Below are 16,688 nucleotides of genomic sequence, written 5' to 3'. Positions count from 1 at the left end.
CAGGCTTTTTTTCATATCTCTATCAATTCTTTTGTATACTTGTTCAGCACTTCCACTCCAGTCTCTGTCACCATTACAAGGTCTTCTATCCTCACTCCGAACTTGCCTGGCAGGTATACTCCCGGTTCTATGCTGAATACCATTCCAGGTTGAAGTATAGATTTGCTAATATTTGATATGTACGGCTCCTCATGGACTTCCATACCAATCCCATGTCCTGTCCTGTGTATGAAATAATCCCCATAGCCCTTCGCAGTAATATAGCTTCTTGCAGCAGCATCTACTTCAGAAGCTTTCACCCCTGGCTTTACTGCTTCTATAGCCTTTCTCTGAGCTTCCTTGACAGTCTCGTATACCTCTCTATATTCCGATGTTGCCTTACCAAGCATTACAGTTCTGGTCATATCGGAGCAGTAACCCTGGTGTACGCCGCCAAAGTCCATAACGATGCTGTCTCCAGCCTGTAGAATCCTATCCCCTGCAGTATAATGCGGAAGAGCGCTGTTAGGTCCGGAGCCTATAATTGTTTCAAAGGATGGACTTGACATGCCCTGCATTTTGAGCTCTGCCTCCAAAATATCCCTTACTTCAGTCTCTCTCATACCTGCCTTAATCCTTGGAATAGTCCTTGCTACAGCCTTGTCCGCCAGCTCTGAGGACTTCCTCATCTTATCAGCTTCATCAGTCGTTTTATGTTTTCTCAGCTCTCCAATTACACTGGTCGCTTTAATAAATCGAGCGCCCTTAAAAGCTTCATATATTTTTTCAAAGATATTAAACCACATAGTATCTTCGATAGCAACTGCGCCTTCCGAATAACCCTTTTCATGGCACAACAAATCAAGGATTTCCTTAGGATCCTGTGAATCATCCCACGCTATGATACGGTCAAATATAGCTTTTCCCCTTACCTCATGCTCATACATCTTTGGTACTATAAATACTATATCACCGCTTGCATCAAGGACAGATACCAGCAGTCTTTCTCCCTGGAAAGTATTGAAGCCTGTAGTATAAAGCATATCCATTGACGGACTAAGCACTAGCGCTTTAATTTCTTTTTCCTTCATCACAGCAGTAAGCTTGTCTTTTCTTGAAACCAGATTTCTCGTTTCGTCGGCATTACGCATATATATTTCCTCCCTCCAAAATTTCAAAATACAAACCATAATTATTATAGCACAATTTGGCAATTACTCGTATATTACTATTTATATAGTACAAGTATCTCAGTCACATTCTTTCCGGTTATACATATTATGAAAATATATGTGTTTCTACCTTTGTATTGTTAGGGCTTCCCTATGCAACACAATATCTTTCGGGAGGTTAATAAAATATGAATCTTGGGATTGACGGAAGAATAATAACCTGGCATATAGGCTCCGGTTTAGCTACCTATACCAACAACCTGCTGGAAAACTTGAACAAACAGCAGCAATTGAAGAATATATACTTATTCTATCCATATAAAGATAGAACTGATTATTTTGACATCAATGATATACCCAAGAACCTTCTGATTGGCGAAAGGCGTCTTGATTTCTGGCGTAATGTCTATGATTTGAAATGGGATATCAATTATCCCATTGATATTTTTCACAATACCGTCAATGGCATTGGACTTCCTAAGAACTTAAAGGGAGTCAAAATCATAACCCTCCATGATCTCATTCCTTATGTAATGCCGGAAACAGTCGACAGGCCCCACTTGGACTATACCCTGAGAAATACTCCATACATCATTGAAGATGTTTCTCATATAATAACTGTTTCTCATTATTCCAAATCGGATATCCAGAAATACTTCGGAGTAGCTGACGACAAAATTACAGTGACGCACCTTGCTGCAGATCCGATCTTTAGACCTTTGGATAAGGATAATGCAAAGAGAGTGATTTTCAACAAATATGGCGTGGATAAGAAGTATGTGCTTTATCTCGGAGGCTTCAGCCAAAGGAAGAATATAGCCCGATTGATTAAAGCCTTTAAGAAGGTTATAATGGAAAAAGAGGAAGTAATTAACCTTCTAATCTTGGGAGAGCATTCCAGGTCCTTCAGATCCCTATGGAAGCTTACTGAGGAGCTTGAGCTTTGCGACTATGTAAAGTTTCTGAATTTCGTTCCTACAGCAGATTTGCCCTATTTTTACAATGGAGCAGAGGTATTCGTGTATCCCTCCTTGTATGAAGGCTTCGGCCTGCCTCCTTTGGAAGCGATGCAATGCGGTACCCCTGTTGTAACCTCCAATGTATCCTCCATACCGGAAATTGTAGGGGATGCGTGTATGCTGACAAATCCTTATTCTATTGATAACATTGCTGACTCGATACTCACACTGCTTACTGATAGGGATGAGTGGCAGAAGTACAGCCTTATGGGTATCGAAAAGGCTAAAGAATATTCATGGCACAAGACTGTCACAGAGACTCTTGATGTGTACAATAAATGTATAAAAAGCATTTAATCGGCAAAAATCAAGAACATGTGCTGATGAAACTATATTACCGAAGAGGAGAGATATTATGGAAGCAAAGTCTATTAAAGCTTTTTCATTATGCAATGAAATAAGCTTAGACAAAGTCTCTTCCCATTTTGGAATTAATAAAAAATATAAGTGGGAAGACTACCTTACTCTTAAAGAGGAGCATCTAAAAGGCGTCATACCAGTCCCCGAAGGAAAATCAGCTGTCATTTTCCCTTTCGGAAGCATAGTATTCATCGACATGGAGCACAATGAAATAGTTGATGTGGTGAATTATCTGAAAAAGCTGGAAGGTAACCTAAAAAACGCTGATTTCAGGTTTTGGGAAAGCTACATGCTAAAAATAGGAACCGATGAACTCTCTGTAGACTTCAACAGCATGTCAGTTAAAGAGTTTAAAAGCTACCAGCTTGAGACACTCGCAATCGTACTGTCAAAATCTGTTGCCCTTGAAAAAGTAGAAAAGGATTTAAACAGCCTCCTTGACGAGGTTGAAGATATGGTTGATTTGCTTGGTCGGGGGATATTGAATATTAGTGATGCAAAAAATGCTAAAATGTCAGCCAGAATTTTAGGCTTTAAATTTGATACCATATCATATATAATGCTTTTGGATAAACCAGATATTACCTGGGAAAACCAAAATGCAGAAACTCTTTATATCCAGCTCTCCCAGTTCTATGAGTTGAAAGAAAGATACGAAAAGATCCAAGCCAAGACAGAAACTCTGATGGACATTACACAGGTGTTTGGAGCGTTGACGAATCAGAGGCGGGGAAATAGGCTGGAATGGATGGTTATTATACTTATAGGAATAGAAATAATACTTACTCTTGTTGAATTCAAATTTTTTCTATAAATAAAAAGTGTCCCATGGCAATCAAGCCACGGGACACTTTTGTTTATAGATTATCAATCAGTCCAAAGTCATCCTTTACTTTTTATTATGAGTTACAAGATCTATACCGCCAAGTACAACGTGAGCAAGTCCAAAACCAGCTATTCCAGCTGCGGCCACCGGAGCAGCTCCAAAAGCTGCCAGACCTGCCACTGTAACAGCAGTGCCGAGAACTGTGGGTACAAGTCCCTCTCTTACCTTTCTTGCCATATGAACACCTCCTTGCTTTTTATATATATTGTTTGGATACAGGAGGTTTTTATGCAACATATTATATTGAAAAAAACAAGTTCCTGCAATAAATTGCAAGGACTGATCATGTTACTCACTAAGTTTTTAAATATGTAAATTCATACTAGATGCATGTATGAATTTTTATCAGAAAGGATACTTAGTGCTTCACGGGCTTTAACTGTAATATTTCGCACTTATTTGAATTATACTATAAAGGATTAAGTGCGAAATATATAATTAATAGTTAAATGCTGCTATTTCAAAGTATGCTCTTGGATGTTTGCAAGTTGGGCATAATTCAGGAGCTTCAGCACCTACATGAATATGTCCGCAGTTCCTGCATCTCCATGTGGTCTGCTCATCACGCTTGAACACCTTATTCTCTTCAAGGTTCTTCAGCAGAGCCAAGTATCTTTCCTCATGTTCCTTTTCTACGCCTGCCACCTTGTTGAAAAACTCAGCAATCGCTTGAAAGCCTTCTGCTCTGGCAGTCTTCTCGAATTCCTTGTACATGGAGCTCCACTCGTAGTTCTCACCTTCTGCTGCATGCTTCAGGTTTTCCTTTGTGTCTCCAATTCCACAGAGGAATTTAAAAATCATTTTTGCATGCTCTTTCTCATTGTCTGCAGTCTCTTGAAAAATTCCCGCAATCTGCTCAAGGCCTTCTTTCTTAGCTGCACTGGAGAAGTATGTATACTTGTTTCTTGCCTGAGATTCACCAGCAAAAGCTGTCAACAAGTTTTGCTCTGTTTTTGTACCTTTTATATCCATAATAAAACCCCCATTACTTATATTAATTATTTATTAAGAATAACTATATATTAACTTACAATATATGTCAAGCTGTTTTTTTACTCAGCAAAAGCTTTCCTATCCCGCTGTATTGCTCCCTAAGACTATTTATATAATATTCCAGATCATTGCTTTCATAATAACCCTTAAGAATATTATCCAAACCATTAAGGGCATCCTTTACCTCGTTTTCCTTAAGCTCTTTGCTGCTTATAGCATCATTAAACTCATCGATATCTACCACATAATATCTTCCATCGCCCTTGACAATAAAATCTATGTATAAATCCTTTGCTCTCCAAAGCTTCTTTTCCTTAGAGACACTTACCATATCCACATAGTATTTATACACTTCCGATGGATCAAACTGCTGCTTGTTGGATTGGTGCAGCTTGTAGATGCCGATGTTCTCATTAGGAAAAAGATTGTACTCAACAGACTCATGATACTTATGGTCGACATATCTCCTGTTGTAATATAGGTAATTCTCATAAACCCGCAGTTCCTGAATCCTATAATCATGTATCCTTCCGTCTTTCCTCACGCTTTCAATCATTGCTTCAAAATCCAGAATTGTATGCTTCAAAGAAATCCCCCCTGCATATCCACAATTACCCTTTTTTTTAGTATATACAATTATACCTGCTTCGGTCAACAATATGCGTTAAAATGAAATATTTCTAATATACATAAATCTATTTTTCATTGCAGATAATACCCATATAGAATGAACATTATATACTATATATCCTCAGTCTCTAGATAAAAATACAAGCAGCGGCATATAATTCTATAGACTATGTTAATGTTTTATGTTAATATAAAATTAAATTAAGAGTATTAAGCCTGGGATGTACGATATGCCTATATTTGAACCTACAGAGCCAAAACGGGAACCTGCGTATATGACGTGATATCATGCCTCATTTACAATCTGTCAGCAGCAGAGGAAGGTAGAAACCCATATCAGGGTACCCCCCTAGCGAGAGCTAGGTGTCAAATTATAGCTACACGTCATTTTGGGAAAACAATACAAGAAAAGCTTTGGATCCTATCCAAAGCTTTTCTTTTTTTATGCCTATTTTTTAATGCTTATTGTTGACTTTCTGATTCTCAGTGCTGCTGGTATGATGATGTGCTTTTTATGCCCATCTGTTTCCTGCAGCTGATTGATTAGAGTCTCACTGGCATTGTAGCCAAGATCATATACGAAAATCTCCATAGAGGACAGAGGCGGGTCTACATAGTTGGCAAGCGGGGTATCATTAAAGCCTATTAAAGAGATATCATCAGGTATTGTAAGCCCTTGCTCCTTTATAGCCCTCATAGCTCCAAAAGCCATAAGGTCATCTGCCACAACAATTGCAGTAGGACGGTTTTTCTGTGCTAAAAGTTTTTTTACTGCGTTGTATCCTCCTTCTTCTACGAATTCACCAAGGCTCAAAAGCTCCTTACTAAACTTTATACTGTAGGAATCCAACGCTTTTTTGTAACCCTTGAACCTTTCTCCCATAAATACATAGGTGAATTCACCACCAATGAAGCCAATCCTTTCGTGACCCAGTTTTACAAGGTATTCAGTAGCCAAAAAGCCTGCTTCTTGATTATCATTGTCCACCCAGTTTACATCTTCCATATTTGCGGGTTTGCCAACAACAACAAATGGAAAACGCTTTTTCCTCAAGCTGTCTATTGTCTTGTCCCCAATTCTTGAAGTCAGCAGTATAAGGCCATCCACCCTCTTTTCATTAACTAGGCGGCTTGTAGCCTTATATTCCTCCTCGCTGTTGCTGCCAGTAGAGAAAAGGACGTTGTAGCCTTGTTTAAGGGCACTTACCCCTATACCTCTCATGACTTCGGTAAAAAATGGGTTTACAAAAACCTGTTCCGTGGAGTGAGGCATAATAACTCCAATTGTCTTTGTACTTCTGTTTGCAAGACTCCTCGCTATGGCATTAGGGTAAAAGTCCAGCTCTTCCATTATTTTAAGGACCTTTTCCTTTGTTTTTACACTTATCCTCGGGTTATCCGCAATAACTCTCGAGACCGTTGATGGATCAACTCCTGCTAACCTTGCAATATCCTTTATTGTTATTGCCATTTATATGCCCTCCCGGCTACAATTATTATCATCTACTACTCTCTGTACTCATTTTCCTGATTTTATACCTGAATGTATAAAGCAGCATCAAAACAATGAGTTCTGCAATTATAAAAGAGACTTCGATAATATTCCCATAATTGACTCCTGAAACCACTATATCGCCAGAGTTATTGAACACATACAGCACTGCGCCTTTGAAGTGCTCGTAATCCTGCAGTTTTACTATGTTGACCTGTATAAGGTCATATATGAAATGATAGGCAGCCGTGATATATAAGGAATCTGTCAGTATGTAAAGGTAGCCTAACACTACGCCCCCTAATGCAACATCTATAAAATCCAGCAGCTTTCCATAGGTCAGAATATGAGCCGCCATGAAAATCAGTGAGCTTATAAACAACGCCCATCTGTTACCCATGGCAAGCATTAGCCTTTTCTGTATGTAGCCCCTGAAAAGTGCTTCTTCTCCGAAGCCTACCAGCAGAAAGGCCAAAACACCATATAATAGAGACCTTTGTATTTCAGCGCTGCTGAATATGGTTAATCCAGATTCTTGGAACCATAGGGTTCCCATGAAAAGAGACAGCAGCATAATAAGCGCAATTTCCAGAGTGCCTCCAACCAAACCCAGTCCAAACAGCTTAAAGCTGTTTTTCTTCCACTTTAGTCCAATAATCTCTGTATCCCGCTTATCTACAAACTTCCAGACCAGGTAGGTCACCATTATAACAAATATATTGTAAATACAGGTGATGAACAAGAATTCCGGACTTCTTACCATTTGGTCAATAATTTCGTTGCTGTTACCGTAAGTGCCTTTTGAATAATAAAAAGCCCCAAAAATGATTAATGCAACAAATGACCAAGCAATATTTATAATAAAATCAAGGGTAAATACTGAAGCAACCCTAAAAAGTGCTGATGCAACATCCTTCTTATTTGAACCAGCTGTCATTGTTATACCTCCGTAATTGCAGCATTCCTATTGTAACGCACTGACAGACTTGCAAGCTTCTCCTCCAGTTCTGATGTCAGAAGTCCCCCTTCAAGCCTCCATGCCCAATTCTTCCCGCCTATTGTGCTGGGAATATTCATTCTTGCCTCGCTCCCTAGACAAAGAATGTCCTGTAAAGGAAATATCGCAGTATTGGCTCTGCTGCTCAAGGCATTCTCTATTAGCATCCAGCATATAGCCTTCTCCCCAACCTCATCCGTAATGCTGAAATACCTCTTCATTTCATCAATTGACTCGGGATCTGTCTCCTTAGTCTTCTGATACCAGCCTACAGTGGTATCATTATCATGCGTCCCGGTATACACAACTGCGTTCTCCTCATAATTGTGCGGCAGAAACCTTTCCTCCGAACCTCTCCCAAAAGTAAACTGCAGTATTTTCATACCCGGGAATTCAAACTCATTCTTCAGTTCTTCCACTTCCTTGGTGATTACGCCCAAATCTTCAGCAATAATAGGCATATCATTTTTGTATGCTTTTAGGGTTTGAAAAAGCTTTCTCCCTGGAGCTTTTACCCAACTGCCGATTTGTGCGGTTTTCTGCCCTCCAGGTATTTCCCAGTAACTTTCAAAGCCTCTGAAATGGTCGATTCTGATAATGTCCACCACCTTGAGCAACATATCCAATCTGTCTCTCCACCATTTAAATTCATCCTTCTCCATTTCATCCCATTTGTAGTGGGGGTTTCCCCAAAATTGACCTGTTGCACTGAAATAGTCCGGGGGCACTCCCGCAACCTTTGAAGGGTTCCCAGCAGCATCCAGTTCAAAAAAGGAACGCTGAGACCATGCATCACTGCTGTCATAGGAAATGAAAATAGGCAAATCCCCTATTATTTTCACTCCCTTATTGTTTGCATAAGCTTTCAGCTCCAGCCATTGGCTGAAGAATACGAATTGAAGGAACCGCTGATATTCAATTTCATGGGCAAGAATATTTCTGTAGTTTTCCATAGCCTTAGGATTCCTGAAAGCTATTTCTTTATCCCAGAGGTTCCATGCAATTCCACCGAAATGGTCCTTCAATGCCATGAAGAAAGAAAACTCATCAAGCCAGTAATTGTTCTCCTTCAAAAATATGTCATATTCTACATTGTCACCAGCAGCTTTGAATCTTCCAAATGCCTTCCTATATAAAGCTGATTTAAAGACCTTTACTCTTTCAAACTCAATGAGCTTTTTATTAAAGACAGGCAATACATCTATATCCTCCTGAAATAAAAGCTTCTGTTCCATAAGCTTCTCAATGCTTATAATCATAGTATTGCCTGCAAAAGCAGAGAAGCACTGATATGGAGACTCTCCATAGCCTACCGGTCCAAGGGGCAGTATTTGCCATAGCTTTTGCCTGCTTCCTACTAAAAAATCCACGAAAGCATATGCTTCTCTACCCAATTCACCAATACCATATTTCGAAGGCAGCGAGGTAGGATGCAGAAGTATCCCGCTCTCTCTATTGAATTTCATTTTATTACCTCCAAACAAGTGCAATCGTTTGCGCATTATTGCTATTAATAATGCAAATTCAGTTATAATACTATTATAAATGCATGACAGTGTCAATATTATTAGTAGTGCATATGAATGCTATTGGAGATATTTGCTGCAATTATCTCTGTAAAATTCTTGTGCAAACGTTTGTACAATATTTATTCTTAGTATATAATGGGAATAATTAAATTTATTTATCTATATAGGTTGCATTAAAGCTGGTTCAAGGAAGAATTAGGCAACCTATGGGCTTTGTCCCTTCGGCGACGAAGCCTTAATCAAGGAATACGATTTTGCAATATTGAATTATTATGTAAAAATGTTTATTGCAAAACATATAATCAGGGAGGTAATTTTGACTATGGACAATAAACTTCCAGCTGTTGCATATTTTTGTATGGAATATGGCTTGGATACTAACTTTAAAATATATGCCGGAGGTCTCGGGATACTAGCCGGAGACTACCTGAAAGGTGCAAAAGACATCGGCATGCCTATTATCGGCATCGGTCTTAAATGGAAGCAAGGCTATGGAGATCAAATAATAGGGAAGGACAGCAAGCCCTTTGATGCATATCATAATTACAGCTATGACTTTCTCGAGGACACAGGTGTTAAGGTCTCAGTGAATATAAGACAGAGAGATGTTGCCTGCAAGGTATGGAAAGTCAACAAATTTGGGAATGCCGATATCTATCTCCTGGACACTGACCTTCCCGAGAATGAGGATGCCTGGATAACCGGGCAGCTCTATGGATGGTTTGGAGAAGAAAGAATAGCTCAGGAAATGGTTCTCGGCATTGGTGGTGTTAAAGCCCTGAGAATGTTGGGCATAAATGTTGATATATATCATTTCAACGAAGGTCATGCAGTGCTTGCAGCTCTTGAGCTTATTAAGGAGCTGCAGCAGAGTGGCATGAACTTTCCAGAAGCCTTGGATACCGTAAGAAAGGAAGTAGTGTTTACGACTCATACTCCTATAAGACAGGGGAATGAAGAGCATTACTTGGACAGACTTCAATACATGGGAGCCTTTAATGGTCTTACTTCGGAGGAAATGGTGCATATCGGAGGCAATCCCTTTAATATGACAGTTGCAGCATTAAGAGTATGCAAGAGGTCAAATGCTGTAGCAGCCCTGCATGCCGAAACAGCCAACAAGATGTGGGAGCATGTAGATTATCCCAAGCCTATAGTCGGGATAACAAATGCCATTCATGTACCTACCTGGGTGGATCCTGAGATCTTGGCTGCAGCTGATGGCAGTGGAAACCTTTGGGACACTCATATGAAGAATAAAAGAAATCTGGCTGAGTTTGTTAAGGAACGTACTGGAGCGATACTGGACCCGGATATATTGCTTATAGGCTTTTCAAGAAGAGCTGCCCCCTATAAGAGAAGCAACTTCATTTTCAGTGATGAGAGTATAGTTGGGCCACTATTGGAAAACCGTAAGCTGCAGATTGTGTTCTCAGGTAAAGCTCACCCTCTTGATGATATGGGCAAACAGATTATAGTAAACCTTGTATCTATGTCTAAGAAGTATCCTAACGCAGTTGTCTTCCTTGAAAACTACGATATGGAAATAGGAAAAATGCTGACAAGGGGCTCCGACATATGGCTGAATAACCCAAGGAGGCCTAATGAAGCAAGCGGTACCTCAGGTATGAAGGCAGCCATGAATGGTGTATTGAATCTCAGCATATTGGACGGCTGGTGGCCGGAAGCCTGCCAGCATGAAATCAACGGCTGGCAGATAGGTGATGGTTTCGAGAGCAGCGATGTGGCAGAGCAGGATAGGCATGACTTGCAGTCACTTTACAAAGTGCTGCTGGATGAGGTGCTGCCCACTTACTACAGCAACAGGGTAAAATGGGTAGAAATGATGAAAAACAGCATTAACTCCACAAGATATGAATTCTCAATGGAGCGAATGCTGAAGGAATATTATGAAAAGCTATATAACGCATAAGTAGAATAATGTGACACAGGGGAACGGAGGAACGGGTACCACTGAACACACGGATGTTCCACGGATTCCTACGGAATTGCACGATTAATTTTATATAATATATAGCGACATTAAAGAGTTTTGATACTTACTCTTTATCGATTATTACTTATGTTTCAGAATATTTTTTCCCACCGTGTGTTTAGTGGATTTCAGTGTTTTTCCGAAGGAAAACCGTGGTACCCGTTCCCCGTTGCTTAAGACGCATCATTTATCTTATTTGTTTCCAATCTATGTATTTATTGAGTTTATCCACAAAAAGCTGAAGGTATTTTGCATCCAGCTCATCAAATCTGTCTTTTATCGGGCTGTCTACATCCAATACTCCATACACTGTTCCATCCTTCATTATCGGAACCACCACTTCTGAATTTGAAGCACAGTCACAGGCAATATGTCCCGGAAACAAATGTACATCAGGCACGAGTTGAGTCTTCATTTCTACCACAGCAGCACCACATACTCCTTTGCCCGGCTTTATTCTTGTGCAAGCTGTTTTGCCCTGAAAGGGTCCTAAAACCAACTCATCCTTCTTTATAAAATAAAAACCTGACCAGTTGATATCCTTAAGGTTTGCATAAAGCAATGCCGCAGCATTTGACAGGTTTGCAAGCCAGTCTGTTTCACTCGCAAGCAAGCCCTCCAATCTCACAAGCATTATCTTATAGAACTTATCCCTGTCCTCTGAGCTTATATTACTGTTATCCTGCATAATTTCCCCTCCTAATATCTGGTTGTGCATAACGTGCAACCGTACTATTCATGGATATTCTAACCTATTGCACTTCACCTATTTAACTTAAAACTATTATATAGCAATAATCTAAATATGTAAAATAATCGACATTTTCCTAAATTTATAACTTTGACATCCTTAGAGGCTTGTGGTATTTTTGTAGCAACATTACTAATTCCAAATTCACCTTTAGGGAGAACTTATGAATAAACTCGACAGGGATTTTTATCTCAGAGATACTTTGATTGTAGCAAAAGACTTGCTGGGCAAGCTGCTGGTGCATGAAACCCAGTATTACAGAATTGCAGCCAGGATAGTAGAAACAGAGGCCTATATAGGTCCAGAAGATAAAGGCAGCCATTCCTATGGAGGGAGAAGAACCAAACGAAATGAGGTCATGTACCAAATTGGAGGTACTTCCTATGTCTACTTGATTTATGGCATGTACTTCTGCTTCAATGTAGTAACAGAGCAGGAAGATAAACCTTCAGCTGCGTTGGTGAGGGCTGTTGAGCCAATTGATGGTGAAGCACATATGGCGCAATTAAGATATGGCATGGATCTCTCTTCTTTGTCCCCAAAACAGAGGCTGGGAATGTGCAATGGACCCGGGAAGCTATGCATGTCGATGGGTATCGGAAAGGCAGATAATGGGCTTGACCTTTGCGGCAGCAAGCTTTACATATGCAATGCCCAGAGTGAACCCTTCAGCATAAAAAGCTCCCCGAGGATTAACATAGACTATGCAGAGGAATACACTCACAAGGCCTGGAGGTTCTTTATAGAGGGAAACAAATATGTATCTAAAAGTTAAAAAGGCTGCTAACCTCAGAGGTGCCCTGTAATAGAATCCATTTCTAGCAGCAGGGCACAACATCAATGAAGTGCATTATTAACATTTTGATTGACTGGATATCTGTTATGTTAATAAGCACTGGTTAGCAGCTTTTTTTACATTATCTTCTTGCAGCCCATATCGTGCATAAAGCGGTCTATGAGGCTGGAATGATCCCCTTTTATCACTAAATGATGGTTGGCTATAGGATTCTTCAGGAAATAGTCTGTATCTGAGTTCAAATGCACTTTCAGCTGGGTTCTGCACATATTGTCATCCTCAAGGTTTTCAATAAGCTGCCCTGATGTCACAAAGTACTTGTCCAACTTACTTCCGCCGCATTTAAACACTGTGACCGGACCCTCTTCAACAATTCCCTGTATGCCTACTCCGATATGTGATTCAAAATGATTTCTTACAATATATTTTTCCGTCATTTTAGTTGGGATGGTACAATGCGTAAAAACTATATCGTTTTTCTCAATATCAATATAAGCCGGATTTGCCATAAAGGACCTGCTGACCGTAAGCAAATTCACTAGCAGCATTGAGAACATCCCTTGGCAGTCCCCTTCACAACCTGCGATCACATCTTCGTCATTCAGAAGGGATAGTGCAATACACCCTGTTGTTCCGTGCTTTGCAAGTAAATCAAAACATCGCACAGTTACAGCGTCAAAGTCATATTCTTCACGCAATGCCTTTAAGGCCAAATAAACCTTTGCTGCTTCAATTACATCCTTCTCATTTGGCTCCCTTAACCCAGCAGCCCTTTTCATAAAGTCCTCTGCGATTCTCTTTGCGCCATCAATGCTTATCCGCTCTAACTTCTGACTGAGTTCATCCAGTTCGACATTTTTAAACAAGACGCCCCACTTCTTTTGGGCTTCTATGTAGCTAACATCGCTTGCGATAAGCCAATCTGACGGAAAACCCACAACTCCTATAGAGGCTTCCTTCAATCTACTTCTGGTTATGCGTACTCTATAATTGTAATTTATCTGTGAAATCATCTCATCAATACTTCCGTGCAGTATGACAGCCTCATCCCCAAGCTCCTGGACCCATGCCAGTATTTCCATTGATGCAGCAAGGGAATTGTGCATACCATCTGTCAACATCAACACCGGCTTTGGGAGTTTATCGTAAATATTCCTGAAATAATTTTCAGTACCTCCCGAGCCAATAAACACAATTGACAAATCTACGCTGCCGGAATCTTCAGGGTCTATGAAGGAGATGTCAAAACCCTTTTTTAGCCCTGAAATGAAATTATAGTGGGAATTTTCAACTTTAGTAGCATCATGTAATGCGGAAAGCAAAGTGATTATTCCTAGCTTTAGCTTCATGATACTCCACCTGCCTTTTGTTTATAATTATTTAAAATCTGCCTTTATCAGGCAGCTGTTGGTTTTCTTCTCTTAGCGAAAGCCAGTATTCCTCCCATGGCAATTGAAAGGAAAGATGCCATAAGTACTCTGTATTCCGGTGCCAGCATGAAGGTTACAGTATGAGCAGGAATCCAGAATATCGGAATTGTCTTTATCAAAACAAAGCTAATAAAGCCGTGAAAGTCTATCTTAGCAATTACACCTCTCAGTTTTACTTTCATTATCTCCGAGGGCCTGCCGTTTCCAAGGTCTATAAAGGTATCTGTCACCCTGTGAAAAAGCATGAAGGTCGGTGCAAATATAAGGTTCATTAATGCACTGGTGAAAAAAGCGAACAACACTTGATCAATCGCTTTATTTCCACTGAATGGAAGCAGCGCCTTGCTCATAGAGCCAGCAACGCCTGTAGCAAATATATCAAATACTAATACAAAAGCCACACCAAGAAGTCCCCATATAAATGCCTTGTACTGTAGGCCTACGGGCCTTTTCCATTCACCTGTAACTATTCTGAGTGCCATAAGCTCACCCATTGTAGCCAGGATTGCTACCTTTACAAAACCCATGATATAAGGATGCGTCTTTGTTGCTGTCACAAACAAAGTATGGGTGGTCGGATATAAAAGAATAAAAGCAACTGCGAATAGAGCTCCAAACCAAATCGTAAACCATAAATAATTGCGAAAATTACTACCTTTTTTCAAAACTAGTCCCCCATTGTTATTTTTGACGTAATATTATTATACAGAAAAAAAACGTCATTCGCAAACCTCAACATATAAAATGCCATCTATTTTCGATAAACAGTCCATTACCTCCATGTCGATATCCTGTCTTGCACTGCTAATCCTGACTTTTATCAGAACAGAGGTTTCATCCGAAACCTCCATGGAAATGTCGCAGATTTGCAGACCACATTTGCCCAATTCAGTACCTATCTTCCCTATCTGCCCCGGTCTATCCACGGCCTTAATTTTCAGTAGTGTGCTTTTTCTTCTCCCATACAAACGACCTTCAGCTCTTGAAAAGACTACCAGCGTTACAAGAACAAGTGCAGTCGCAAATATCGAACCAGTATAGAAGCCCAATCCTGTAGCAATCCCGATGCAAGCAACTGACCAAATGCTGGCCGCTGTTGTCAAGCCTTTTACTGTAACCCCTTCCTTCAATATCGTGCCCGCCCCCAGAAAACCGATTCCACTTATTACTTGAGCTCCTAAGCGTGACGGATCAATATTGGCATAATTCTTATAGCGCTCAAAAATAAAGATATTGCACAGCATAACCAGGGTGGAACCTACGCATACAAGTATATGTGTCCTAAAGCCGGCAGGATGTCTGTTCCGTTCCCTTTCGATGCCGACGAGCCCCCCGAACAGACAGGCAAGGGTAAGTCTTAAAAGCAGCTCCATATTATCAGGCATGAGTCTCCACCTCTTTATCATATAATATCCAATTTCATACATTATTCGACTTATTGCTCATTTATTCCTGTGTTATATAATATAATTTCTTGAATTATAATATACTTAGTGTTAAGTTTTTATTGTAGAGTTTATTCAAAATATATGGAGACAGGAGCCAGATTGATGAGCAGCGAAATAATTGAAGATTATGTTATAACCAACGGTAGAATCGTGTCGGCATCTGAAGTCGGCGCACTTTCTGCAGGTTCCTCCAAGACAATTTATGAGGTAATAAGGGTATTGTCCGGAGTTCCGCTTTTCCTCGAAAGGCATTTGAAAAGGCTGGAGGCTTCAGCAAGGCTCACTGGCTGTACTGTTGGCTCAATAGCAGACAATGTTGAAAGCAGTATCCATAAGCTGATTAAAGCTAATGACAGTCCCAACAAGAATATAAAAATCATAGTATACAACCTGGAAAACATCCTCCCTGATTATATGGCATATTTCATACAAAGCAATTATCCGGCAGCAGATGAGTATAAAAGGGGAGTCCCGGCCATACTTTTCAATGAGGAGCGGTCTAACCCCAATGCAAAGGTTGTGAATCTAAGCTTTAAGGAAAAGGTAGCTGACGCTTTGTCCAGTGCTAAAGCATATGAGGCTTTGCTGGTCAATCGTGAAAATCAGGTTACCGAAGGAAGCCGTTCCAACGTATTCTTCGTCAAAAACGGCATAGTATATACAGCTCCCAAGGGCAGTGTATTAATAGGGATAACCCGTGTATGCGTATTTGAACTCTGCGAAAAGCTGGCAATTGAAATAGTGGAAGAGCCCATAAATGCTTCTATGCTTGGAGATATGGATGGGGTTTTCATGACAGGCACCTCTCCAAAGCTTCTCCCAATCAGTACAATTGATGATATGCACTTTGACTCAGCCGACAATCAAGTAATCAAGGCACTTATGAAGGGCTATGATGAAATGCTGCAGGAGTACATTAGAGGTAAACGGGGATAGGCTAGGGATATACAGCCAAGTTTCATAGGATTGAGAAGGGCTTTGAAGTACTTTTGTGACTATAGCTACATAAGAGCATTAACCTTGTATACCGACTCACACAATATAAGCTTTGGACAGAATTAGAGCTTGATACTTGTAAAATCCTAACGCACATAAACCCAACGTCCTGTTGGTATGTGCTAGATTTACATCACGTAAATCTTACGGATTTTCCTACGTATCAAGCTCTATTCTGTTACCCAAAGACTTATAAGTGTTCGCTGATATACAA

16 protein-coding genes and 1 other RNA gene are annotated in these 16,688 nt (G+C 40.2%); 6 read left to right on the top strand and 11 right to left on the bottom strand.

Annotated features, from left to right (window positions below; genetic code table 11):
• Positions 1–11 precede the first annotated feature (11 nt).
• Positions 12–1,130 (bottom strand): Xaa-Pro peptidase family protein, encoded by a 1,119-nt coding sequence (locus tag VEB00_05900; protein ID HYF82542.1) that lies wholly within the window; start codon positions 1,128–1,130, stop codon positions 12–14.
• 209 nt (positions 1,131–1,339) lie between these two features.
• On the opposite strand from VEB00_05900, the gene VEB00_05895 reads away from it, so the two are divergent.
• Together VEB00_05895 and VEB00_05890 are read left to right on the top strand one after the other, a co-directional pair.
• On the top strand, positions 1,340–2,467 hold the full coding sequence (locus VEB00_05895; GenBank protein HYF82541.1) for a glycosyltransferase family 1 protein: 1,128 nt from the start codon (positions 1,340–1,342) through the stop codon (positions 2,465–2,467).
• Positions 2,468–2,525: 58 nt separating this feature from the next.
• Positions 2,526–3,344 (top strand): RMD1 family protein, encoded by an 819-nt coding sequence (locus tag VEB00_05890; GenBank protein ID HYF82540.1) that lies wholly within the window; start codon positions 2,526–2,528, stop codon positions 3,342–3,344.
• Between the two features lie 75 nt (positions 3,345–3,419).
• On the opposite strand, the gene VEB00_05885 is transcribed toward VEB00_05890, so the two are convergent.
• From VEB00_05885 to VEB00_05875, 3 genes are all read right to left on the bottom strand, one after another.
• Positions 3,420–3,593 (bottom strand): asparagine synthase, encoded by a 174-nt coding sequence (locus VEB00_05885; protein HYF82539.1) that lies wholly within the window; start codon positions 3,591–3,593, stop codon positions 3,420–3,422.
• A gap of 261 nt (positions 3,594–3,854) precedes the next feature.
• Complete coding sequence (locus VEB00_05880; GenBank protein ID HYF82538.1) at positions 3,855–4,388, bottom strand: rubrerythrin family protein; 534 nt, start codon at positions 4,386–4,388, stop codon at positions 3,855–3,857.
• A 67-nt stretch (positions 4,389–4,455) separates the two neighbouring features.
• A complete protein-coding gene (locus VEB00_05875; GenBank protein HYF82537.1) occupies positions 4,456–4,995 on the bottom strand; it encodes a DUF402 domain-containing protein in 540 nt (179 codons plus the stop codon).
• Between the two features lie 254 nt (positions 4,996–5,249).
• On the opposite strand from VEB00_05875, the gene ssrS reads away from it, so the two are divergent.
• Positions 5,250–5,439: non-coding RNA, 6S RNA (gene ssrS / locus VEB00_05870), on the top strand.
• 48 nt (positions 5,440–5,487) lie between these two features.
• Here ssrS and VEB00_05865 read toward each other — a convergent pair.
• The 3 genes from VEB00_05865 to malQ are packed head-to-tail and all read right to left on the bottom strand — an operon-like array spanning position 5,488 to position 8,994.
• Positions 5,488–6,510 carry a LacI family DNA-binding transcriptional regulator gene (locus VEB00_05865; protein HYF82536.1) on the bottom strand — a complete coding sequence of 341 codons (1,023 nt, stop codon included), beginning with the start codon at positions 6,508–6,510 and terminating at the stop codon, positions 5,488–5,490.
• A gap of 28 nt (positions 6,511–6,538) precedes the next feature.
• Positions 6,539–7,468 carry a CPBP family intramembrane glutamic endopeptidase gene (locus tag VEB00_05860; GenBank protein HYF82535.1) on the bottom strand — a complete coding sequence of 310 codons (930 nt, stop codon included), beginning with the start codon at positions 7,466–7,468 and terminating at the stop codon, positions 6,539–6,541.
• A gap of 2 nt (positions 7,469–7,470) precedes the next feature.
• Positions 7,471–8,994, bottom strand: coding sequence for a 4-alpha-glucanotransferase (gene malQ / locus VEB00_05855; GenBank protein ID HYF82534.1), 1,524 nt, complete (start codon positions 8,992–8,994; stop codon positions 7,471–7,473).
• Positions 8,995–9,379: 385 nt separating this feature from the next.
• On the opposite strand from malQ, the gene glgP reads away from it, so the two are divergent.
• On the top strand, positions 9,380–10,990 hold the full coding sequence (glgP, locus tag VEB00_05850) for an alpha-glucan family phosphorylase (GenBank protein HYF82533.1): 1,611 nt from the start codon (positions 9,380–9,382) through the stop codon (positions 10,988–10,990).
• Between the two features lie 250 nt (positions 10,991–11,240).
• Here glgP and VEB00_05845 read toward each other — a convergent pair whose 3' ends face one another.
• A complete protein-coding gene (locus tag VEB00_05845) occupies positions 11,241–11,741 on the bottom strand; it encodes a GAF domain-containing protein (GenBank protein HYF82532.1) in 501 nt (166 codons plus the stop codon).
• A 226-nt stretch (positions 11,742–11,967) separates the two neighbouring features.
• On the opposite strand from VEB00_05845, the gene VEB00_05840 reads away from it, so the two are divergent.
• Positions 11,968–12,579 (top strand): DNA-3-methyladenine glycosylase, encoded by a 612-nt coding sequence (locus tag VEB00_05840; protein HYF82531.1) that lies wholly within the window; start codon positions 11,968–11,970, stop codon positions 12,577–12,579.
• A 137-nt stretch (positions 12,580–12,716) separates the two neighbouring features.
• Here the strand turns inward: VEB00_05840 and VEB00_05835 are convergent, their stop codons facing one another.
• From VEB00_05835 to VEB00_05825, 3 genes are read right to left on the bottom strand one after another with little or no spacing between them, the layout of a single operon-like run.
• Positions 12,717–13,949 (bottom strand): fucose isomerase, encoded by a 1,233-nt coding sequence (locus VEB00_05835; protein ID HYF82530.1) that lies wholly within the window; start codon positions 13,947–13,949, stop codon positions 12,717–12,719.
• Positions 13,950–13,996: 47 nt separating this feature from the next.
• Positions 13,997–14,695, bottom strand: a complete 699-nt coding sequence (locus VEB00_05830; GenBank protein HYF82529.1) for a hypothetical protein — start codon at positions 14,693–14,695, stop codon at positions 13,997–13,999.
• 54 nt (positions 14,696–14,749) lie between these two features.
• Positions 14,750–15,415 (bottom strand): MgtC/SapB family protein, encoded by a 666-nt coding sequence (locus VEB00_05825; GenBank protein ID HYF82528.1) that lies wholly within the window; start codon positions 15,413–15,415, stop codon positions 14,750–14,752.
• Positions 15,416–15,580: 165 nt separating this feature from the next.
• Between VEB00_05825 and VEB00_05820 the strand changes: the two genes are divergently transcribed.
• Entirely contained in the window at positions 15,581–16,414 is an 834-nt protein-coding gene (locus tag VEB00_05820) for an aminotransferase class IV (GenBank protein ID HYF82527.1), read from the top strand.
• Positions 16,415–16,688: the final 274 nt, after the last annotated feature.

Source organism: Clostridia bacterium (assembly GCA_035628995.1).
Lineage (GTDB): Bacteria > Bacillota > Clostridia > Lutisporales > Lutisporaceae > BRH-c25.
Note: the sequence above shows the minus strand (reverse complement) of the source record. Positions and strands in the feature narration are given on the sequence as shown.

What these genes read in the sequence shown, in the direction of transcription:
- VEB00_05900 (HYF82542.1), bottom strand. Translation starts at nt 1,130, where the DNA reads ATGCGTAATGCCGACGAAACGAGAAATCTGGTTTCAAGAAAAGACAAG.
- VEB00_05895 (HYF82541.1), top strand. Translation starts at nt 1,340, where the DNA reads ATGAATCTTGGGATTGACGGAAGAATAATAACCTGGCATATAGGCTCC.
- VEB00_05890 (HYF82540.1), top strand. Translation starts at nt 2,526, where the DNA reads ATGGAAGCAAAGTCTATTAAAGCTTTTTCATTATGCAATGAAATAAGC.
- VEB00_05885 (HYF82539.1), bottom strand. Translation starts at nt 3,593, where the DNA reads ATGGCAAGAAAGGTAAGAGAGGGACTTGTACCCACAGTTCTCGGCACT.
- VEB00_05880 (HYF82538.1), bottom strand. Translation starts at nt 4,388, where the DNA reads ATGGATATAAAAGGTACAAAAACAGAGCAAAACTTGTTGACAGCTTTT.
- VEB00_05865 (HYF82536.1), bottom strand. Translation starts at nt 6,510, where the DNA reads ATGGCAATAACAATAAAGGATATTGCAAGGTTAGCAGGAGTTGATCCA.
- VEB00_05860 (HYF82535.1), bottom strand. Translation starts at nt 7,468, where the DNA reads ATGACAGCTGGTTCAAATAAGAAGGATGTTGCATCAGCACTTTTTAGG.
- malQ (HYF82534.1), bottom strand. Translation starts at nt 8,994, where the DNA reads ATGAAATTCAATAGAGAGAGCGGGATACTTCTGCATCCTACCTCGCTG.
- glgP (HYF82533.1), top strand. Translation starts at nt 9,380, where the DNA reads ATGGACAATAAACTTCCAGCTGTTGCATATTTTTGTATGGAATATGGC.
- VEB00_05845 (HYF82532.1), bottom strand. Translation starts at nt 11,741, where the DNA reads ATGCAGGATAACAGTAATATAAGCTCAGAGGACAGGGATAAGTTCTAT.
- VEB00_05840 (HYF82531.1), top strand. Translation starts at nt 11,968, where the DNA reads ATGAATAAACTCGACAGGGATTTTTATCTCAGAGATACTTTGATTGTA.
- VEB00_05835 (HYF82530.1), bottom strand. Translation starts at nt 13,949, where the DNA reads ATGAAGCTAAAGCTAGGAATAATCACTTTGCTTTCCGCATTACATGAT.
- VEB00_05825 (HYF82528.1), bottom strand. Translation starts at nt 15,415, where the DNA reads ATGCCTGATAATATGGAGCTGCTTTTAAGACTTACCCTTGCCTGTCTG.
- VEB00_05820 (HYF82527.1), top strand. Translation starts at nt 15,581, where the DNA reads ATGAGCAGCGAAATAATTGAAGATTATGTTATAACCAACGGTAGAATC.